This is a genomic window from Phenylobacterium sp. (assembly GCF_035539035.1).
Classification (GTDB): Bacteria; Pseudomonadota; Alphaproteobacteria; order Caulobacterales; family Caulobacteraceae; genus Phenylobacterium.
Genome location: NZ_DATLJI010000016.1, coordinates 506,668 through 525,016 on the forward strand (window position 1 = coordinate 506,668; position 18,349 = coordinate 525,016).

General features: G+C 72.5%; 18 protein-coding genes. 5 read left to right on the forward strand and 13 right to left on the reverse strand.

Translation table 11 applies throughout. The features are described from left to right. Positions 1–83 precede the first annotated feature (83 nt). Both VM685_RS16430 and mnmA read right to left on the reverse strand, forming a co-directional pair. Positions 84–1,274: an acetyl-CoA C-acyltransferase gene (locus VM685_RS16430; RefSeq protein WP_325461257.1), complete on the reverse strand. Its 1,191-nt coding sequence runs from the start codon at positions 1,272–1,274 to the stop codon at positions 84–86. Between the two features lie 215 nt (positions 1,275–1,489). Next, positions 1,490–2,671 carry a tRNA 2-thiouridine(34) synthase MnmA gene (mnmA, locus tag VM685_RS16435; RefSeq protein ID WP_325461258.1) on the reverse strand — a complete coding sequence of 394 codons (1,182 nt, stop codon included), beginning with the start codon at positions 2,669–2,671 and terminating at the stop codon, positions 1,490–1,492. Positions 2,672–2,863: 192 nt separating this feature from the next. Between mnmA and VM685_RS16440 the strand changes: the two genes are divergently transcribed. Next, the gene (locus VM685_RS16440) at positions 2,864–3,052 is read left to right on the forward strand and encodes a hypothetical protein (RefSeq protein WP_325461259.1); all 189 of its coding nucleotides are present in this window, start codon (positions 2,864–2,866) and stop codon (positions 3,050–3,052) included. Between the two features lie 7 nt (positions 3,053–3,059). Here VM685_RS16440 and VM685_RS16445 read toward each other — a convergent pair whose 3' ends face one another. After that, positions 3,060–3,995 (reverse strand): flagellin, encoded by a 936-nt coding sequence (locus tag VM685_RS16445; protein ID WP_325461260.1) that lies wholly within the window; start codon positions 3,993–3,995, stop codon positions 3,060–3,062. 14 nt (positions 3,996–4,009) lie between these two features. Next, positions 4,010–6,112, reverse strand: a complete 2,103-nt coding sequence (gene flgK, locus VM685_RS16450) for a flagellar hook-associated protein FlgK (protein ID WP_325461261.1) — start codon at positions 6,110–6,112, stop codon at positions 4,010–4,012. Between the two features lie 359 nt (positions 6,113–6,471). Between flgK and VM685_RS16455 the strand changes: the two genes are divergently transcribed. The 3 genes from VM685_RS16455 to VM685_RS16465 all read left to right on the forward strand — a co-directional run bounded on the left by VM685_RS16455 (position 6,472) and on the right by VM685_RS16465 (position 9,449). Further along, positions 6,472–8,001, forward strand: coding sequence for a flagellar hook-length control protein FliK (locus tag VM685_RS16455; RefSeq protein ID WP_325461262.1), 1,530 nt, complete (start codon positions 6,472–6,474; stop codon positions 7,999–8,001). Between the two features lie 11 nt (positions 8,002–8,012). Continuing rightward, entirely contained in the window at positions 8,013–8,756 is a 744-nt protein-coding gene (locus VM685_RS16460; RefSeq protein WP_325461263.1) for a flagellar hook assembly protein FlgD, read from the forward strand. A 111-nt stretch (positions 8,757–8,867) separates the two neighbouring features. Continuing rightward, positions 8,868–9,449, forward strand: a complete 582-nt coding sequence (locus VM685_RS16465; RefSeq protein WP_414693386.1) for a flagellar hook-basal body complex protein — start codon at positions 8,868–8,870, stop codon at positions 9,447–9,449. A 144-nt stretch (positions 9,450–9,593) separates the two neighbouring features. Here the strand turns inward: VM685_RS16465 and VM685_RS16470 are convergent, their stop codons facing one another. The 4 genes from VM685_RS16470 to VM685_RS16485 form a co-directional block, all read right to left on the reverse strand. Beyond that, a complete protein-coding gene (locus tag VM685_RS16470) occupies positions 9,594–10,325 on the reverse strand; it encodes a DUF2285 domain-containing protein (protein WP_325461264.1) in 732 nt (243 codons plus the stop codon). A 92-nt stretch (positions 10,326–10,417) separates the two neighbouring features. Further along, positions 10,418–10,675, reverse strand: a complete 258-nt coding sequence (locus VM685_RS16475) for a DNA -binding domain-containing protein (protein ID WP_325461265.1) — start codon at positions 10,673–10,675, stop codon at positions 10,418–10,420. Positions 10,676–10,813: 138 nt separating this feature from the next. After that, positions 10,814–11,113, reverse strand: a complete 300-nt coding sequence (locus tag VM685_RS16480; RefSeq protein WP_325461266.1) for a DUF736 domain-containing protein — start codon at positions 11,111–11,113, stop codon at positions 10,814–10,816. Between the two features lie 320 nt (positions 11,114–11,433). Continuing rightward, positions 11,434–11,745, reverse strand: a complete 312-nt coding sequence (locus VM685_RS16485) for a DUF736 domain-containing protein (RefSeq protein WP_325461267.1) — start codon at positions 11,743–11,745, stop codon at positions 11,434–11,436. Between the two features lie 645 nt (positions 11,746–12,390). Here VM685_RS16485 and VM685_RS16490 point away from each other — a divergent pair. Beyond that, positions 12,391–13,731 carry a nucleotide sugar dehydrogenase gene (locus tag VM685_RS16490; RefSeq protein ID WP_325461268.1) on the forward strand — a complete coding sequence of 447 codons (1,341 nt, stop codon included), beginning with the start codon at positions 12,391–12,393 and terminating at the stop codon, positions 13,729–13,731. 18 nt (positions 13,732–13,749) lie between these two features. Here VM685_RS16490 and VM685_RS16495 read toward each other — a convergent pair whose 3' ends face one another. The 5 genes from VM685_RS16495 to VM685_RS16515 all read right to left on the reverse strand — a co-directional run bounded on the left by VM685_RS16495 (position 13,750) and on the right by VM685_RS16515 (position 18,322). Further along, complete coding sequence (locus VM685_RS16495) at positions 13,750–14,196, reverse strand: DUF4112 domain-containing protein (protein WP_325461269.1); 447 nt, start codon at positions 14,194–14,196, stop codon at positions 13,750–13,752. 270 nt (positions 14,197–14,466) lie between these two features. Then, a complete protein-coding gene (locus VM685_RS16500; protein ID WP_325461270.1) occupies positions 14,467–15,057 on the reverse strand; it encodes a hypothetical protein in 591 nt (196 codons plus the stop codon). A gap of 228 nt (positions 15,058–15,285) precedes the next feature. Then, positions 15,286–16,302 carry an N-acetyl-D-Glu racemase DgcA gene (gene dgcA, locus VM685_RS16505; protein ID WP_325461271.1) on the reverse strand — a complete coding sequence of 339 codons (1,017 nt, stop codon included), beginning with the start codon at positions 16,300–16,302 and terminating at the stop codon, positions 15,286–15,288. Further along, a complete protein-coding gene (gene dgcN / locus VM685_RS16510) occupies positions 16,260–17,297 on the reverse strand; it encodes an N-acetyltransferase DgcN (RefSeq protein WP_325461272.1) in 1,038 nt (345 codons plus the stop codon). The genes dgcA and dgcN overlap by 43 nt, the downstream gene beginning before the upstream one ends. 98 nt (positions 17,298–17,395) lie before the next feature. After that, complete coding sequence (locus VM685_RS16515) at positions 17,396–18,322, reverse strand: LysR family transcriptional regulator (protein WP_325461273.1); 927 nt, start codon at positions 18,320–18,322, stop codon at positions 17,396–17,398. Positions 18,323–18,349: the final 27 nt, after the last annotated feature.

Consider the following 18,349-nt stretch of genomic DNA (forward strand, 5'->3'; position numbering starts at 1 on the left):
CGGCCTTTGGGAAGATAGGGTCCACGAACCACACGAACACCCCTCCTCCGCTCATCCCGGCGAAAGCCGGGATGAGCGGGCTCTTAAATGAGCTCCACGGCCATGGCCGTGGCCTCGCCGCCGCCGATGCAGAGGGAGGCGACGCCCTTCGTGCCGCCGCGGGCTTCCAGGGCGGCGAGCAGGGTGGCGAGGATGCGGGCGCCGGACGCGCCGATCGGGTGGCCGAGCGCGCAGGCGCCGCCGTTGACGTTCATCTTCGCCCGGTCGATGCCGAGGTCGCGCTCGGCGATCATGGCGACGACGGCGAAGGCCTCGTTGATCTCGAAGAGGTCGACGTCGTCGACGCCCCAGCCGGCCTTCTTCAGCGCCTTCTGCACCGCCGGCACCGGGGCGGTGGTGAAGAGGCCGGGCTCGTGGGCGTGGGCGGCGTGGCCGGCGACCCGGGCGACGATGCTCATGCCGAGCCGGCGGGCGACGCTCTCGCGGGTCATGACCAGCGCCGCGGCGCCGTCGGAGATCGAAGACGCGTTGGCGGCGGTGATGGCGCCGTCCCTGGCGAAGGCGGGCTTCAGCGTCGGGATCTTGGCGGGGTCGGCCTTCAGCGGCTGCTCGTCGTCCTCGATCAGGACCGCCCCCTTGCGGGTGACCACCTCGAAGGGAGTGATCTCCTTCCGGAAGGCGCCGGACGTGGTGGCGGCCCTGGCGCGCTCGAGGGAGGTGATGGCGTACTCGTCCATGGCCTCGCGGGTGAACTGGTACTGTTTCGCCGTCTCCTCGGCGAAGGAGCCCATCAGCCGGCCGGGCTCGTAGGCGTCCTCCAGGCCGTCCAGGTACATGTGGTCGAACATCTGGTCGTGGCCGATGCGGGCGCCGGACCGGTGCTGCTTGGAGAGGTAGGGCGCGCCGGTCATGCTCTCCATGCCGCCGGCGACGATGATGTCGGCGGAGCCGGCGGCGAGCGCGTCGTGGGCCATGATCGCGGCCTGCATGCCCGAGCCGCACATCTTGTTGACCGTGGTGGCCTCGACCGACGTCGGGAGCCCTGCGCCGATGGCGGCCTGGCGGGCCGGCGCCTGGCCGAGGCCCGCGGGCAGGACGCAGCCCATGAAGATCTGCTCGATCTGGTCCTTGGGGGCGTTCGCGCGCTCCACGGCGGCGCGGACGGCCGCGGCGCCGAGCTCGGTGGCCTTCACGGGAGCGAACACGCCCTGGAAGCCGCCCATGGGCGTGCGGGCGTAGGACGCGATGACGACGGGGTCGGAGGTCTGGGTCATGGGTGAGGATATAATTCATCGCCCGGTGAGGCGCGAGGGCGCGCTTTCCCTCCCCTGCTGGGGAGGCTTTCCCTCCCTTGATGGGGAGGGACAGGCCGCGGAGCCGCCAGGGTGGGGAGGTGTGGGCCAGACCGGGAGTCAAAGCTTGGACGCGACTTCCCCACCCCGCTCGCCTTCGGCGAGTCGACCCCTCCCCATCAAGGGAGGGAGACGGCTCAGACGGCGCGGACCGTGCGGGCGATGAAGCCGCCGCCGAGGACGCGGGTGGGGGCTTCGGGGGCGTAGAGGACGCAGGCCTGGCCGGGGGCGACACCTTCTTCCGCACCGTCGAACACGAGGCCGGGCTCGCCGTCGACGACGGCGAGGCGGCCGGGGACCGGCTCGCGGGTGGAGCGGACGCGGGCGAGCACCGGGCGGCCGGCGTCGCAGGCCGCCTCCAGGCTCGGCAGGTCGCCGATCCAGTTGGTCTCCTTCAGCGTCAGGGCGTTCGTCAGCAGGGCCTCGCGGGGACCCACGATGACCTGGCGCGCATCGGCGTCGATCCGGACCACGAACAGGGGATCGCCGACGGCGACGTTCAGCCCCCGGCGCTGGCCGATGGTGTAGCGGGTCACCCCCTCGTGGCGGCCCAGCACGCGGCCGTCGAGGTGGACGATGTCGCCGGGCTCGGCGCCGTGCGGGCGCAGGCGGTCGATGACCGTGGTGTAGCGGCCCTCCGGCACGAAGCAGATGTCCTGGCTGTCCGGCTTGTCGGCGACCGAGAGGCCGAGGTCGAGGGCCGCGGCGCGCACGGCGGGCTTCGGCAGGCCGCCCAGGGGGAAGCGCAGGAAGGCGAGCTGCTCGGCCGTGGTGGCGAACAGGAAGTAGGACTGGTCACGGGCCGGGTCGGCGGCGCGGTGCAGCTCGGGGCCGAACAGGCCGACCTCGCGGCGGACGTAGTGGCCGGTCGCCATGGCCTCGGCGCCCAGGTCGCGGGCCACGTCCAGCAGGTCGCGGAACTTGACCGTCTGGTTGCAGCGGACGCAGGGGATCGGCGTCTCGCCGCGCAGGTAGGCGTCGGCGAAGTCCTCGATGACCTGCTCGCGGAACCGGCTCTCGTAGTCGAGGACGTAGTGCGGGATGCCGATCGCCTCGGCGGCCATGCGCGCGTCGTGGATGTCCTGGCCGGCGCAGCAGGCGCCCTTCTTCTGGATCGCCGCGCCGTGGTCGTAGAGCTGCAGGGTGACGCCGACCACGTCGTAGCCGGCCCGGGCCAGCAGGGCGGCGGTGACGGTGGAGTCGACGCCCCCCGACATGGCCGCCACAATCCGGGCGCCTTGCGGCAGGCGCACGGCGTCGCGGACCACCTGGAGCAGGTCGTCCGGCGCAGCTTGGGCGAGGACCACGGGCGCGTTCATGGGCGCTATTTAGCTGTCCGGTCAGGGGTTTGCGAGGGGCGGGCCGGAAATGGCCGCGGCGCGCCGCCGCAGCCACAACAAACGTCACAGAAAAGCGGCAAAGGCGGACCAGTCTTCTCCCCGGACCCAGAAGCGCCGGCGGCCCGCCAAGGGGGCGTCCCGACCGCCGGCTTCAGCCAAGGGGAGCCCACTGTGATCGAGTACCGTATCTATGTGCTGAGCGGCGACGAACGGATCGCCCAGGCGCTCGAGGACCGCTTCGCCAACGACAACGAGGCCCTGGAACGGGCCGAGGACGTCTACGCCGGCCACTATGCGGCCGAGGTCTACGACGGCGAGCGGCTGGTCGCCCGGCTCGGCGGACCGTTCAAGCTGGACTGAGCCTCGCCTACTGCAGCAGGTTGAGCAGCGAGGTGTTCTGCAGGGTCATGAACACCTGGGCCGCGGCCTGCACGGACATCTGGGCGGCCTGCAGCTCGGTGGCGGCCTTGGCCATGTCGGCGTCGGTGATGTCGCCCACCATGCCGGCGAGCGTGTTGGAGCGGGTCTCCAGGTTCTCCTTCACCGAGTCCACGCGGCGCTGGACCAGGCCGTTGCGGCCGGTGAGCACGGTCAGGTCGGAGCGGATGTTCTCCCAGGTCCCGAGCTGGCCCTCCAGGAAGCTCTGCTGGGCGGCGGTGAGCTTGCCGTCGAGCGGGCCCAGCGCGCCCTCGTGGAAGGCCTTGATCGCCTGGTAGGCGGTGAGCATCTCCGTCCCCAGGTCGCTGGCCAGCATGCCGGTGGTGACGACGGTGGAGTCGTCCAGCTTGGCCTGGGTCTGGAAGTTGTCGTTCTTGAAGAAGTCGGCGATCGCCGGCAGCGGCACGCCGAACAGGTCGTCCAGCTTGGTGGCGGTCACCGGCTTGGTGTCCACCTGGCCGCCGGCGAACAGGTACTTGCCGCCGTAGCGGGCGTTCATGCCCTCCAGCCCGTTGCGCAGCTGGGCCTCGAACTCCTCCATCAGCGTGCCGGCGTCGCCCGCGGCGAGCGCGTCGAGGATCGCCTGGCGCGTGGAGCCGGCCGCGTCGGTGATCTGGTTGAGCGCCGCGTCCTGGGTGGTGAGCTTGTCGGCGATCATCAGGTTCTGCTCGGCGTAGACCTCCATGCGGGTCTGCACCGAGCGCATGGCGGTGAGCATCTCGGCGTGGCGCGAATAGTCCTTGAGGTCCTTGCCGAGCTTCTGGGTGGCGACCTGGTCGGACGCCTCCGCCTGGCGCGCCTGGGCGGCCAGGAGGTTCTGCAGGACGGCGCTGTAGCTGCCGACGGTGGAAACGCGGGTGACCATCTAGGGGCCTCTCCTCAGACCATCTGGACCAGGACGTCGAAGAGGTCCTTGGCCGCCTGGATCATGCGTGCGGAGGCGTTGAACGCCTGCTGGTAGGTGGTGAGACGGACGAGCTCCTCGTCCAGGTTGACGCCCTCCACCGCCTGGCGACGGGCGGTGGCCTCGGCGTAGACCGACTGGGCGCTTTCCTTGCGGGTCTCGGCGGCGGCGGCCTCGCGGCCGATGGAGCCGCCGAACTCGGAGGCGTAGCGGCTGACCGTCATGGTCACGAGGCCCAGCGAGCCGGCCGGCTGGAAGCGGGCGGCCACGTCGCCGGAGGTGGCGAGCGCGAGCGCGCCGCGGCCGTCGCCCGGCCGCAGCGCCGGCTGGCCGGCCGCGGCGGTGAGGTCGAGCTTGCCCAGCGCGAGCTTCGTCGGATCGGCCATCAGGGCCGGGCTGGCCAGGAAGCGGCCGGCGCGGGCGGAGCGCTCGACGACGCCCAGGCCGAACAGCTGGCTGACCGAGGGGCCGCCGACGCCGCGCTGGGTGCCGTCCAGGACGATCGAGAGGTTGGCGGGCGTCGGGCCGGTGCTGGCGAAGCTCAGCGCGCCGTTCGCGTCGAGGCTGAAGGCCCCGTAGAAGCCGACGCCGGTGGTGGGGTTGTTCAGCTCGGCGACGAGGTCGGCCATGGTCGCGCCCCCGGGCACGGTGACCGTCACCTCCTGCAGCGGCTTGCCGTCGTTCTGGGACAGCATGAGCTTGATGGTGTCGCCGGGCGTGAAGCCGTGGGCGTCGGTCGGCTTCAGGCCGGTCTCGTAGGTGGTGTAGCCGGTGGACCGGACGATGTCGTTCAGCCCGAAGAAGTGGGAGAACTGCCGGCCCGCCTTCATCGACGTGCCCTCGTCGATGGCGATCCCGCGCGAGGGGCCCGTCGCGGCGATGGACAGCGCCCCGTCGGTGAAGCTCGCCGAGCCGAACGCGCCCAGGCTGATGTTGAGGTCGGCGAGGAAGCTGCCCGGGGTGAACGGACCGCCCGGCGCGCCGTCGATGCTCATGGTCTGGGCGTCGAAGTCGATGGCCACGGTGCGCTGCACGACCCCGGCCGGGTCGACGATGGCGATGGTCGAGGTCCCGGTGAAGCCGCTGATCGCGGTCGGCAGGTCGAGCCCCGTGAGGCGGCCGTTGAGGGTGGCGGGCGCCGGCACGGCGCTGGCGGCGTTGTGGGCGGCGTTCAGCCGCTCGGCGGCGCGGGAGACGAACTCGCCGAGCTGGTCGGACAGCGCCGGCAGCTTCTGGTCGCGAAGGTCCATCAGGCCGCGCAGCTCGCCGCCGGGGATCTGGATCGACTGGGTCGAGCCGATGCCGCCCGCCGGCTTGGCGGTGATATAGCCGCGCGTGGAGTCCGTGCGCACGTAGGAGAGCGTCGCCGCCCCGTCGCCGGCCAGCTTCACGCCCTCGGCCGAGCGGATGTCCACCCCGCCGCCCGGCCGCTTGGCCACCTGGACGCTGAGCAGCGCGCTGAGCTCGTCCACCAGGCCCGACTGGATGTTCTCCGAGCCCGAGGAGTCCTGCTCGATCAGCCAGGCGCGGCTGATGTCGGCGTTCAGCCGGTTGATCTGCGAGAGCAGCTCGTTGACCCGCTCCACGTCGGTGCTGATCCGCCCCTCGACCGTGCGGCCGAGCTCGCGCAGCTGGGTGTTGATGCGGTTGGCCTCGCCCAGGAAGTCCTCGACGTTGGCCAGCGCCTGGCTGCGCAGCAGGGTCGAGGAGGGATCGTCGGCGGCGGCGGCGAAGGCGGCGTAGGCGTCGTCCAGCCGGTTGAAGAAGAAGGTGTCGCTGGACGGGTCGCCGAACAGCGCCTGGGCGTTGTCGAAGTACTCGGAATAGACGCCCCAGCGCGCGGAGTCGGAATTGGCGGTGAGGCTGGCGAGCTGCAGGTACTGGTCGGTCACCCGCTTGATCGCGGTGACCTCCACGCCCATCCCGATGCCGTTCACGACGACCGGGCGCTGCTCCACCTCCTTGCGGACGTAGCCGGGGGTGTTGACGTTGGAGATGTTGTCCGAGACCGCCCGCAGCCCGGTCTGGGCGGCCAGCATGCCGGTGGTCGCGGTCCTCATCGTGACGTTGAGCGACATCTAGCTCTCCGCCCGGCAAAGCCTGCGCGCCCCGGCGGATTCTGCCGGGACTTTTCGGAACGCAGGCGCGGTGCGCCGGGAAAAGTCGTTGTTTTTCAACGTCTGCTTTCGAGCCGTCGACATGGGTTATGGTTAAGGGCGCAAGAGCCGGGCCAACCGGCCGGGCGGCACGGAACGACCCACCCCCGGCGCCGTGGCTCGGCAATTTCCGCCGCGACCCAGCCCTGCGCAGAACCTGCCGGGGGAACGAATTTCCAAGCAAGACAACGACTTGGCCGGCTGGCGCAAAGGTTGCTCCGGAGATCGGCGACTCGTCCGGCGCAAGAAGGCGCTCCTCCACCGACAAGCCCGAGGCCTCCTTGACCGCGCCCCTGCTCAATGTGTCCGTCCAGACCTCCGCCGGCCCCGGCGTCGGCGGCGCCCAGCCGGGCGCGCAGGACCCCGCGGCCGCCTTCGAGGCGATGATGGCGGCCTTCCTTGGCCAGCTCACCGCCACCGACGCCGTCCCGCCCGCCGCCGCTGCGCAGGGGGGGCCGGCGACCGCGCAGGGACCCGTCGAGGCGGTGGACGGCGAGACCGTGACGGACCCGGCCGAGGCCGCCGGCGAGCCCGCGCTCCCGCTCATCGATCCTGCGCTGGCCGCGGCGATCGCCCAGACCGCCGCTGCGCCCGCCGCGGCGGCGGCGGCGGGCGCCCAGGATGCGGCGGCGAAGGCCCCGTCGCCGCCCGCGTGGGGCCAGGCCAAGACGCCCGGCGGGCCGGCGGCGCCCGCCTTCGCCCACGCCGGGCCGAACGCCGCCTTCCTGCGGGAGGAAGAAGGCGCCGAGACGGTTCCTGCCGAGGGCCAGGGCGAACCGGCGGCAGAGACTGCCGGGCAGACCGCCCCGCTGCCGCCCGGCAAACCTGACCCGGCGCCGGTCCGCCCCCAGACCCGCGCCGCCGCAGCCCAGCCGGCCGCGCCGCAGGCCCAGGCCGCCGCGCCCGCTGCGGACGCGGACCCCGCCGCCCCGGCCCCCGCCGCCGGGCCCGCCCCGTCCCAGCCGGCGACGCCGTCGGCCCAGCCGGCCGTCACCGCCGCCGCCGCGCCTCAGGTCGCGGCCCAGGCCGCCGAGGCGGCCCAGCCGGCCCCGCGCGAGAAGGTCGAGGCCAAGACCGACCGCAAGGGCCCCGGACGCGTCGAGGCCTTCGCCGCCAACGCCGCAGGCTCCGCCGCGCCGACGCTCGGCGCGCGAGCCGCCCAGCCTACCGCGGACGTGGCCAAGCCCGCGGCCGACCGCCCGGGCGAGGCCCCCCTGCCCGAGACCGCCGTCGCCGCCGCGGACGCCTCCGCCGGCGAGTTCCAGACCACCGACGCGGCCAGCCCCGCCGAGCCCACCCCGGCCCAGGCCTCCCCGTCCGCCCCGACCAGCGTCGGCCATGCGGCGGCCCAGGTGCGCGGATCGCCCGAGACCGTGGCCAACCTGTCGGCCCAGATCCTCAAGAAGCTCGACGCCCGCTCCACGCGGTTCGACGTGGAGCTGACGCCCGACGGCCTGGGCAAGGTCGACGTGCGGGTGGAGATCGGCGCCGACGGCCGGATGACTGCGGCCATGTCGTTCGACACGCCGCAAGCCGCGCACGAGCTGAAGGCCCGCGCGGGCGAGCTGCAGCGGGCGATGGAGCAGGCGGGCTTCGACCTCTCCGGCGGCATGTCCTTCGACGTGGCCGGCGACCAGGGCCGGCCGAGCCAGGGCTTCCTGGGCGAGGACGGCCGCGACACCGGCGCGGCGTTCCGCGGCCGGGCCTTCCGCGCGGCGCTGGATACCGCCGGTGAGGCCGACGCGGCCCCGCTCCGCGGCGGGCTCAGCCTGCGCCGCGGCGTCGCCGCCGGCCTCGACGTCCGGATCTAGGAAGAGCGCCCATGACCGTTTCCGCCGTCGGAGCCCCCACAGAAGTCACGTCAGGCGCACGCACGCGCCTGGCGGAGAACTTCGACACCTTCCTCACGCTGCTGACCACGCAGCTGAAGAACCAGGATCCGCTGTCGCCGATGGATTCCAACCAGTTCACCCAGCAGATGGTGCAGATGACCGGGGTGGAGCAGCAGCTGCTCACCAACGACCTGCTCAAGCAGCTGGTGGGCAACACCAACTCGGGCATCTCCACCGCCGTCAGCCTGATCGGCAAGGAGGTGCGCGCCGTCACCGACACCACCGCGCTCAAGGGCGGCAAGGCCGACTGGGTCTACAAGCTCGACCGCGAGGCCGAGGAGGTGAAGGTCGAGGTCGTCGACGCCAGCGGCAAGACGGTCCACACCAAGACCCTGACCGGCGACGCGGCCAAGGGCGGCGAGCACGCCTTCAGCTGGGACGGCAAGGACGTCTCGGGCCAGAAGCTGCCGGACGGCGGCAAGTACACCCTGCGGGTCAGCGCCAAGGACACCACCGCCGCGGCGGTGCCCTCCACCGTCTACGTCCAGGGCATGGTGACCGGCGTCGAGCAGGCCGAAGGCCAGACGATGCTGACGATCAACGGCGGCAAGGTCCCCTGGAACGTCGTGTCCAGCGTCAGCCTGCCGGCCGCAACCGCCAGTAACGACGATACGGATCCCGGCGACGCCGGCGATCCGGACAGCACCAGCAACCCGCCCCCGGCAGATGCCTAAGGGCGACCCCCATCAACCCGCCGGCTGAAGTCCGGCGGACGCGACGGCCGAAAGGCGCCGTTCCGCATCCGCAGCACGCGGATCACCAGTGAAACAGAACGGAACGAACCAATGAGCATCAACTCCGCCATGCTGGCGGGCGTCTCCGGGTTGGTCGCCAACTCCTCAGCGCTCGCCGCGATCTCGGACAACATCGCGAACGTCAACACCAACGCCTACAAGCGCAGCCAGGTGAACTTCGCCAGCGTCGTCACCGCCCAGGTGTCCGGCCGCTATTCCGCCGGCGGGGTGCAGGGCAACACCCGGCAGTTCATCAGCCAGCAGGGCCTGGTGCAGAGCGCCACCTCGCCCACCGACCTCGCCATCTCCGGCGAGGGCTTCTTCATCACCACCCAGAAGTCCACCGGCCTGACCAACGGCGACGCGCGGCTGTTCACCCGCTCCGGCTCGTTCACGGTGGACGCCGACGGCTACCTGCAGAACGACGCGCGCCTGTTCCTGCAGGGCTGGCCCATGCAGGCCAACGGCAGCTTCGACATCAATCCGTCGGACCTGAACAAGCTCGCGCCGATCAATGTGCGCGGCCTGGGCTCGGCGGTGGCGCAGACCACCAGCGTCGCGATCAGCGCCAACCTTACCAGGGTGCGGTGCGACAGGCCGAGCAGGCGCGCGGCCTCGGGGGTGCGCAGGTAGCGGGACGGCAGGGGATTCTGCGGATCGGGCATGACGGCCTCCAGGGCTCCGCGCCGGAGGTCCGGCGCCGGGAAGGCGCCACCTTCGCGGGTCCCCGCCGCCGCGGGGGATGGCGAAGACCGCCCGCCCCGGATTCGCCACCCCTCAGCGGCGGCGGCGCAGCAGCGCGCGGTAGCCGCCGCCGGCCATGCGCCAGGCCGACCGGCAAAGGCGTATGGCCACGTCGCGCGCCGGGGCCGTCCGCCAGGCCCGCGGTTCCCCGGGCGGCTGGGCCAGGACCTGGGCGGCCACGTCCCGGTAGCTCGCGCCGTCGGTCCGGGCGTCGAGGGCGCGCAGCATCAGGCCCGCCCGCCGCCGGCTGAGCGGCGGCAGCGGGTCGGGTCCGGGCGGCCGGCCGCCGAGCAGGCGCTCGAGCGCGCCGAGCGCGGTGAGCCGCGCGGCCAGGTCGGCGTCGAGCGCCGCCTCCGCCGCGAGCGGCGCGCGCAGGCCCACGGCGGCGGGAATGACCGCCTGCAGCCCGTCCGCGAACCTGAGGTGCAGCCCGTCCCCGGCCGGCCGCCGCGCCAGGCAGCGCCCCGCCAGGGCCTCTCCGGTGACGCCGCCCTGGGCGGAGCGGGCGAGCAGGACCACGTGGGCGGGCGCCGCCTCGGCGCGCCAGAAGACCGGGCCCTCGTCCGCCGAGGCGTCCGGCGGGACGGGAAAGCGCAGGCCCCAGCGGGCGGCGGCCGCCGGACCGTCCCCGGAGTCCTCCGTGCGGGCGGCCTGCTCGGCCCGGTACTGCGGATTGCGCCTCAGGAACTCCCAGGCCAGGGACGCGAGGTCGAGGCGCGCCAGGTCGGCGTAGTCGGCCGGATTCCGCCAGTCCCGCGGCGCCATCCCCCCTCCAGGACCAGGGCGGCGAATCGCGCGCCCGCGAGTCTCAAGGACAGGGGAGCCTTCGCCCGGGCGCGGGCCACGTCAACGGCGCCTCAGCCGCGCGCCGCGCGCAGCAGCTCGAGGTAGCCCTCGGTGGCCATCCAGCGGGCGCGCCTCGCATGCGATTCGTAGCGCAGCCGGGCGGTGTCGCGGGCGCGCTGCGGATCGACTCGTAGGAGAAGCCGGGCGGCTTCCTCCCAGCGGGCGCCGCTTGCTTCGGCGTCCAGCAGGCGCAGGTAGGTGATCATGTGCTCGCGGTCGTAGTCCGTCAGCTCCGGACCGTTCGGCGCGTGGTCTGCGATCTCGCCCATCGGCGCCAGCCTCCCGCCCGCGAGAATCTTGCGGGCCGCCCGCAACTATCCGGCAGACGCCCGCCCATGACAACGCCCGCCGGATCGGTCCGGCGGGCGTGGCGGCGGCGAGGACGGCGGGCCGGGGACGTGAGATCTCTACTCCGGCGCGGGACGTCGCCAGACGAGCAGCAGGTCGTCGCCGCGCCCACGCACCAGGCGGGCGCGCACCGGCTCGGGCCAGGACGGGTCGTCGAGCCGGACGTTGAGCACGCAGGCCTCGTCCTGCGAGAGCCAGGCCGCGCCGCACTCCGCCTCGCCCGTCATGACGCGGTGCGAAGGCGCGCGCTCGTTCTCGCTGGGCGCGCGCACGAACCGCAGGTCCGCCGAGAGCGACAGGGTGCGGACGGCGCCGGCGTAGTCTTCGCCGGCCTGGGTGAAGTGTCCGAGAATGGTCATGGGCGGTCTCCGGCCAAGGCCCCGGCAGGGGCGGCGGCGCCTCGCGGCCAGGAGCAGCCGCGACGGGGGGCTTCGGCGCCGCCGCCCGCCGGCCATGGGACGGTGGCCGGCGCGGGCCGCCGGCGAGAGGCCGGGGCGTCCCGAGGAGACGACGCCCAGGGCCCGCGCCCCCACTGATCATCCGCGGGAGGCCGGCTTCAAGACGCCCGGACCGCCGGTCGCGCAGCGACAGGCCCGGGCGCGGAAAAGGGCGGCGGCCCCGCGGCCGCCGCCTTCGCAAGGCCAGGGGGCGGCGCGCCGGGGACGCGCCGCCCGCCCGCTCAGTCGGCCGCGCGGCTGCGCGACCAGATCAGGCTGTAGCCCTCCTCGGCGTCCACCAGGGTGGCGTAGATCGGGACCGCGAAGCTGGGGTCGTCCAGCTTGACCGAGAGATAGTCCCGGTTCTCGCGCGAGGTCTTCTTCCAGGCCGCCCCGAACTCGACGGCGCCGGCGAAGATCCGGAAGTCCGGAGCCCGCTCGTCGCTCTTGTCGTTGGGGCGCAGCTGCGCCTGCCGGACGTTCAGGCTGAGGGTCTTGATGGCGCCGGCGTAAGAGCCGTCCGCCTGCCGGGTGAAGGTTCCGATGGTCGCCATGGTCAGTCTCCTGCTTGCTCGGGCCGCGCCATTGCGGCCTCGATGGCGATCCCCAGACCGGGGCCCCAGGGCCGCCGCCGCAGGCGAAGCCCCGCAGCGGAGCGTAGGACGCGGACGCCGCGTTGCGGCGGCGGCGGGCCCCGGACCAGATCGGCCCAAGAGAGGCCCACGGCCTGGCCCACCGCAGGAGCCGCCCCGTCCAGGCGATCCGGCCAACTCCGGCAGGCGCGGCCGCCACCCCGGCGCCAGACCCGGGCTGATCCCGGCCCGCCGCCGCCCACCAGCAGCCGCGACGACCCGGACCGGCCGCAGCCCTGCCGGCGTGGGAGCGGCCCGGCCCCTTCGCGTCGGGGCCGGGCGCGCGTATGCATTGGATCGGGAAGCCCGGCGTGGGTCGGGGCCGCGCATCAGCTGGTGGACCTTGCCGATGAACGCCAGCCGGTCTTGACCCTGGAGGTCGCCATGCGCGGGAAGACCGGGCGCAGTCCGCCCAGGCGTTGAGACGCAGAGCGGCCGGCCACACCCTGGCGGCGCGGGCGGCAATTCCGCGGACGGCGGCCGCCGCCCGTGAGCTTGACCCGGAGCGCCAGACCACGGATGGAGACGCGAGCCGCCCGGGCGCGGCCGGAAGATCCCACAGGGCCGATGCCAGAGACGACGACCAGCTTCGAGACGCTGCGCACCCGGCTTTCGGAACGCACGGCCGTGGCCGGCGTGATCGGCCTGGGCTACGTGGGCCTTCCACTGGCCACCGCGGCAGCCCGCCAGGGATTCCGGACCATCGGGTTCGATATCGACCCGACAAAGGAGGCGCAGATCCGCGCCGGGCGATCCTACATCGACGCGGTTTCCAGCGAGGAGCTCGGCCGGCTCGTGGCGGCCGGCCGCTTCACGGCCACGACCGTATACGATCGGCTGGCGGAATGCGACGTGATCGTGATCTGCGTGCCCACGCCGCTCAGCCGCCACCGGGACCCGGACCTGTCCTTCATCGAGGCGACGGGACGGGAGATCGCCGCCCGCCTGCGCCCGGGACAGCTGATCGTGCTGGAATCCACCACCTACCCGGGCACGACGCGGGAGGTGCTGAAGCCAATCCTCGCGGCGAGCGGCCTCACGCCCGGCCGTGATTTCTTCCTCGGCTTCTCTCCGGAACGCGAGGACCCCGGCAACACGGCGTTCGACACCACCTCGATCCCCAAGGTCGTGGCCGGCGACGGCCCGCAGGCGTCAGAGCTGGTGCAGGCGTTCTACGGCGCGGTCGTCCGCACGTTGGTGCCGGTCTCCTCGCTTGACGTCGCCGAGGCGGTGAAGATCACCGAGAACGTCTTCCGGGCCGTCAACATCGCCCTGGTGAACGAGCTGAAGCTGATCTACGGCGCAATGGGCATCGACGTCTGGGAGGTCATCGAGGCCGCCAAGACCAAGCCCTTCGGCTACATGCCCTTCTATCCCGGCCCGGGCCTCGGCGGGCACTGCATCCCGATCGATCCGTTCTACCTGACCTGGCGGTCCCGGGAGTTCGAGGTGCCGACCCGGTTCATCGAGTTGGCCGGCGAGATCAACACCTCCATGCCGAACCATGTGGTGGACGTGCTGGCGCGGGCGCTGGACGAGCGTCTCAAGCGCGCGCTCAGCGCCTCCCGGGTCCTGGTGATCGGCCTGGCCTACAAGAAGAACGTCGCGGACGTCCGGGAAAGCCCCACCTTCAAGCTCATGTCGCTCCTGGAGGCGCGGGGCGCCGAGGTCGCATTCCACGACCCGCACGTGCCGGAGGCGCCCAGCACGCGGGAGCACGCCGAGTACGCCGGCCGCCGCTCGACCGCCCTGACCGCCGAGACGGTCAGCGGCTTCGACGCCATCCTGATCTCGACAGACCATGACGCCGTGGACTACGGCCTGCTGGCCGACGCCAGCCTCGTCGTGGACACGCGCAACGCCATGGCCGCCCGGGGCCTCCCGGGCCACAATGTGGTCAAGGCCTGACCCGGCGCGCTCGGCGGATCAGCCCTGCCGACGTCCGGGCGTCACATCCCGCATTCCGGGCCTCGCGGCGGGCCCGCCGCCGCCGAGGCCCCCGGCCTCCAGGGCCTCCGGCGCCCCGTGGCGTCGCTCCACATCCTTCTGGAGCGTGAGCGCCGCCATCCGGTGGCCGCGGAAGAAGGTGTCGATCGCCCAGCCGATGACCGGCACGCCGGAGAAGGCGCTGTCGGCCGCCAGCCAGGCGGCCATCCGGGCGAGCGTAGCCCGGGAGGCGCCCGCCTGGGTCGCCTCGTAAAGCAGCAACCCACCGGCCCCGAGGGAATAGACGGTGCCGACGCCGGGGACCCAGGCGAGCACCCCGTCGAGGCCGAGGCCCCACGGGCCCACCTTGATCATGTCGTCGGAGAGCCGCCGGATCCTCTCGGCGGCCCGCCAGGCGCGGTGTGCGCGGTCGCGGCTATCGTCCATGTTCCACGAACGTGCCGCAGCTCAGGTGGTTCGCCAATGAAGTCGACCGTCCGGATGTCCCCGGACCTGTCGGCGCGCCAATGTCCGCCAAGTACAGCTGACTGCCCCGGGCGGCGCCCAGGCGTCCGTCCTGAGGACATCGTGGGCCCAACGGGATTGTCGGGTGACCCGCGCCGCTCGAGCGCGTCGTGCCGGGGTGACCTCCCGCCGGCGCTTCACCGGGAAAGGGCCGCCGCGTGAGCGGCGGCCCCTGATCAGTAAGACGAGCGGCTATTCGGCTCCGCTGGCCAGCCGGTCCAGCTCCATGGCCTGGGCGTCGGAGATGCGGCCCGAGGTGGTCGTGCCGCCGACCGTCGCGGCCACCGGGGTTGCGAAGCCGGTCGCGGCGAGCGCGCCGCCGCTCTGCTGCGGGAACATCAGCGGGTTCTCCACCATGATCCGGGTCAGGCGGCGAGCCGACTCCTCGGCGATGTTGTAGCGGCGGACCGGGACGTCCGGATTGTTCATCGGCCGATTGGACCTCATGGTCACGTACTGTCCGTCGTCCACCAGCGTGCGGTAGATGGTCACCGCCTCCGGCAGACGGCCCGTCGCCTCATAGGCCGCGGCCAGGTTGAACCGCTTGCCGACGCTCGCGCGGGAGTCGGCTGCGCGCTCGAAGAGATTCGCCGCCGTGTACCTGTCCCCGAACGCCATGGACGTCCGCCCGACCACCTCGGCCGCGTTGGTGCCCTGCAGCTCGGCGGCGTTGGCGAGGGTCGCCGCCGCCTCCTGGCGCGCCATGCCGCGATCCATGGTGGCGCAGGCCGTGGCCAGCAGGCCCGCCGCCGCTACGCCGATGACACTTGCAACTCGCTTCATGTGACAGCTCCAAGCTTCGCGTAACGCAGGGCCGGGAGTTCCCGTGGTGGGGCTTCAGGCTGCGCCGTTACGTCCGTTTTTGCGGGCGCCCAACCAGCCAAGCTTCGGGAATGTTCCGCGCCGCGGCCGACAATTTTCGGAAGCGTGGCAGAAGGCTCGCGCCGCCGGGGCTGGCGCTAGGGAGAGCCGTGCGGATGAGGGAGAACGTCCCTACGCGCGCGGGCCGTGTCAGGCCTCGTGCAACTGCGCCTGCACCTCAGGAGCCCCCCAGAGCGCGTCGGCCGGCGGAAGCAGTTCCGCGCCCCGTTGCACCGCCCCGCCCGGATAGTCCGCGGCGATCCAGACCGGGCCGTCGAGGTCCACAAACTCGGCGTGACGCGCCACGTGGAACGCCGGGGCGATGGAGAGGGACGTCGACACCATGCAGCCGACCATCACCCCGAAGCCCTGGGCGTGCGCCGCGGCGAGGAGTTCCAGCGCGCCGGTGAGGCCCCCCGCCTTGTCCAGCTTGATGTTGACGACGTCATATCGGCCGCGCAGCCCGGGGAGATCCCGCGCCACGTGCACGGACTCGTCCGCGCAGATCGGCGCGCAGCTCTCGAATCCCGACAGCGCGCCGTCGTCCCCCGCGGGCAGCGGCTGCTCGACGAGGTCGACGCCGACTTCCCTCATCACCGGCTGCATCGCCGCGAGGGTCTCGATTGTCCAGCTCTCGTTGGGGTCGACGATGAGGCGGGCCCGGGGCGCGGCGGCGCGAACCGCCCGCAGGCAGTCGGCCGGCGAGACGGCGTCCACCTTGACCTTGATCAGCTCGACGCCAGCCATGGCCGCTGCGGCCGCTCCCATGGCCTCGGGCGCATCTAGGCTGACGGTGAGCGCGCTGACGATGGGCGTGAGCGGCGGCTGGCCGAGCAGCTCGGCCACGCTGCGTCCGCTCAGCCGGGCCTCAAGGTCCCAGAGCGCACAGTCCACGGCATTGCGCGCCGCGCCGGGCGGGAGGACGGAGGCGAGATCCGAGCGCGGCAGGCCCTGCTCGATGCGCCGGGTCGCCTCGCCGATCTGGGACAACACGGTCGCGAGCGTCTCACCGTAGCGGGCGTAGGGCACGCCCTCCCCGCGGCCTCGGCGCCCGCCTTGGCTGATCTCCACCGCGATGACGTCGGCGGCGGTCTTGACCCCCCGCGAGATCCGGAACGATCCGGTCAGAGGCCAACGCTCTGATCTTGCGGTGACTTTGCGAAGCATTGGAGCACCCTGTCGACGATCTGGTCCACGCCCATGGACACCGGGTCCTGGCACGGGAGGTTGAAACGGGCCGCAGTCTCGTCGCAGAGCCGCCGGGCGTCGGCGGGCGTCAGCTTCGAGGTGTTGAGGGCGATCCCCACCGCCGACACGCCGGGATTGGTCAGGGATGCGGCGACCAGGTTGGCCTCGAGGCACTCCTGGAGCCCCGGCAGCGCCCGGCCGGAGATGCCGCGCATGTGGGGCCGTTCCGGTTCATGGCAGAGCACGATGGCGTCCGGCTGGGCCCCGTGAAGCAGGCCCAGCGACACGCCGGCGTAGGAGGGATGGAAGAGCGATCCCTGCCCTTCGATGAGGTCCCAGCCGCCGTCGTGACGGGCGGGAGAGATCATCTCGATCCCGCCCGAGATGAAGTCCGCGACCACCGCGTCGATCGGCACGCCGGACTGGGCGATGAAGATGCCCGTCTGGCCGGTGGCGCGGAAGTCCGCCGCGAGCCCCCTGGCGCGCATTTCCCGCTCGATGGCGAGGGTGGTGTACATCTTGCCGACCGAGCAGTCGGTTCCGACGGTGAGCAGGCGGCGACCCGCGCGCGGGCGGCCGTTGCCGACCTGCAGCTTCTTCGGCGGCTCGCGGACATCGAACAGGGCCAGTCCATTGCGCTCGGCCGCCGCCACGATCTCGGGATGCTCCGCCAGTCGCTCGTGCAGGCCGGACGCGACGTTGAGACCCGCCTCCAGCGCCGCCACCGCGTCGGCGACGATCCGCGGGCCCAGGAAGCCGCCGGCGTTGGCGACGCCGATGATGAGCGTCCTGGCCCCGCGCGCCGCAGCCTCTGCGAAGCCGAGGTGCGGCAGGCCCAGGGTGACGTTGCACAGCGGCCCGCGGTGTTCGCCCAGGGCCCACTCCGGACGCCAGTGAGCGACCCCACGTGAGGTCTTCACCGAGAGCTCGTCCTGGGAGTCGCCCAGATAGAGCAGATAGGGCGGCGGTATCATCTTCACTCACTTCACGTGCGATTGCAGCGGCGCCTGCATCATCGCGGAACCGCCCCATGGGTGAAGCTCGAAAGAGAGAGGTGACTTATAGCCCGAGGTTATGCGCCCTGCAGATCCTGGATCCCGGCCTTCAGCGCGCTGACGAATGCCCGGGCGGTCTTGGAGAGCGGCTGGTCCTCCAGGTAGATGCCGTAGACGCCGAAGGTCACCGCGTCCTCCAGTGGGCGGAAATCCAGGTCCGGGCCGCGGTGGGCCCGTCCGGTGAACTCGTCGACGATGGCCACGCCGGCGCCGTGCCGCACGAGCGCCGCAGCGATGTAGTAGGTCTGGGCGACGAGACCCTCGGCCCGGCCGGGGCTGCGCTGGATCACCTCCGTGGCGAACAGCGCTCCCACGGGCCCGCTGCCGGCCAGGCTGATCATCTCCTGGTTGGGGAACGCCTCGATGCTCAGCCGGGGCGGCGCCTCGGGCAAGTGTTCGCGGCGGTAGAGCAGGACCAGCTCGCCGGTGCCGATGCGGGTATGCGCCAGCCTGGGATGACGCGGCGCCTCGTAGGCGACGGCGAGGTCAGACTTGCGCTCGTACAGCGCCCGCAGCATGTCCTCGTTGTGCAGGGTCTGCAGGGTGAAGCTGACGCCCGGATGCCGCTGGTGGAACCTGGCCACCACCTCCGGCACCACGCCGAGTCCCAGGGAGGGAAGCATGGCCACCCGCAGGTGGGCGTCGCCCCCGTTGAGGAGGTTGCGGGTGGTCTCGCGAAGGGACTCGATGCGACCGTAGATCTCGTCCACGTCGGGGAAGAGCGCGTGGGCCTCGTCCGTGGGGACGAGGCGTCCCTTCACCAGCCGGAAGAGCGGAAAGCCCAGGCGTCCCTCGGCGTGCTTGAGCACCTTGCTCACCGAGGGCTGGGAGACGTTCAGGCCGCGGGCGGCGGCGCTGATGGAGCCCGCGCGATACACCGCGTGGAAGATCTCGATGTGCCGGAGGTTCAGGGAGTTGGCGTTCGCGCCGCGCGGTGGTTGCATTGGTCCCTCAGTTCATGGACTTGCTGG

What these genes read in the sequence shown, in the direction of transcription:
- VM685_RS16465 (WP_414693386.1), top strand. Translation starts at nt 8,868, where the DNA reads ATGAGCATCAACTCCGCCATGCTGGCGGGCGTCTCCGGGTTGGTCGCC.
- VM685_RS16495 (WP_325461269.1), bottom strand. Translation starts at nt 14,196, where the DNA reads ATGGACGATAGCCGCGACCGCGCACACCGCGCCTGGCGGGCCGCCGAG.
- VM685_RS16490 (WP_325461268.1), top strand. Translation starts at nt 12,391, where the DNA reads ATGCCAGAGACGACGACCAGCTTCGAGACGCTGCGCACCCGGCTTTCG.
- mnmA (WP_325461258.1), bottom strand. Translation starts at nt 2,671, where the DNA reads ATGAACGCGCCCGTGGTCCTCGCCCAAGCTGCGCCGGACGACCTGCTC.
- VM685_RS16515 (WP_325461273.1), bottom strand. Translation starts at nt 18,322, where the DNA reads ATGCAACCACCGCGCGGCGCGAACGCCAACTCCCTGAACCTCCGGCAC.
- VM685_RS16470 (WP_325461264.1), bottom strand. Translation starts at nt 10,325, where the DNA reads ATGGCGCCGCGGGACTGGCGGAATCCGGCCGACTACGCCGACCTGGCG.
- VM685_RS16445 (WP_325461260.1), bottom strand. Translation starts at nt 3,995, where the DNA reads ATGGTCACCCGCGTTTCCACCGTCGGCAGCTACAGCGCCGTCCTGCAG.
- VM685_RS16475 (WP_325461265.1), bottom strand. Translation starts at nt 10,675, where the DNA reads ATGGGCGAGATCGCAGACCACGCGCCGAACGGTCCGGAGCTGACGGAC.
- VM685_RS16480 (WP_325461266.1), bottom strand. Translation starts at nt 11,113, where the DNA reads ATGACCATTCTCGGACACTTCACCCAGGCCGGCGAAGACTACGCCGGC.
- dgcA (WP_325461271.1), bottom strand. Translation starts at nt 16,302, where the DNA reads ATGCTTCGCAAAGTCACCGCAAGATCAGAGCGTTGGCCTCTGACCGGA.
- VM685_RS16460 (WP_325461263.1), top strand. Translation starts at nt 8,013, where the DNA reads ATGACCGTTTCCGCCGTCGGAGCCCCCACAGAAGTCACGTCAGGCGCA.
- VM685_RS16430 (WP_325461257.1), bottom strand. Translation starts at nt 1,274, where the DNA reads ATGACCCAGACCTCCGACCCCGTCGTCATCGCGTCCTACGCCCGCACG.
- flgK (WP_325461261.1), bottom strand. Translation starts at nt 6,112, where the DNA reads ATGTCGCTCAACGTCACGATGAGGACCGCGACCACCGGCATGCTGGCC.
- VM685_RS16485 (WP_325461267.1), bottom strand. Translation starts at nt 11,745, where the DNA reads ATGGCGACCATCGGAACCTTCACCCGGCAGGCGGACGGCTCTTACGCC.
- VM685_RS16500 (WP_325461270.1), bottom strand. Translation starts at nt 15,057, where the DNA reads ATGAAGCGAGTTGCAAGTGTCATCGGCGTAGCGGCGGCGGGCCTGCTG.
- dgcN (WP_325461272.1), bottom strand. Translation starts at nt 17,297, where the DNA reads ATGATACCGCCGCCCTATCTGCTCTATCTGGGCGACTCCCAGGACGAG.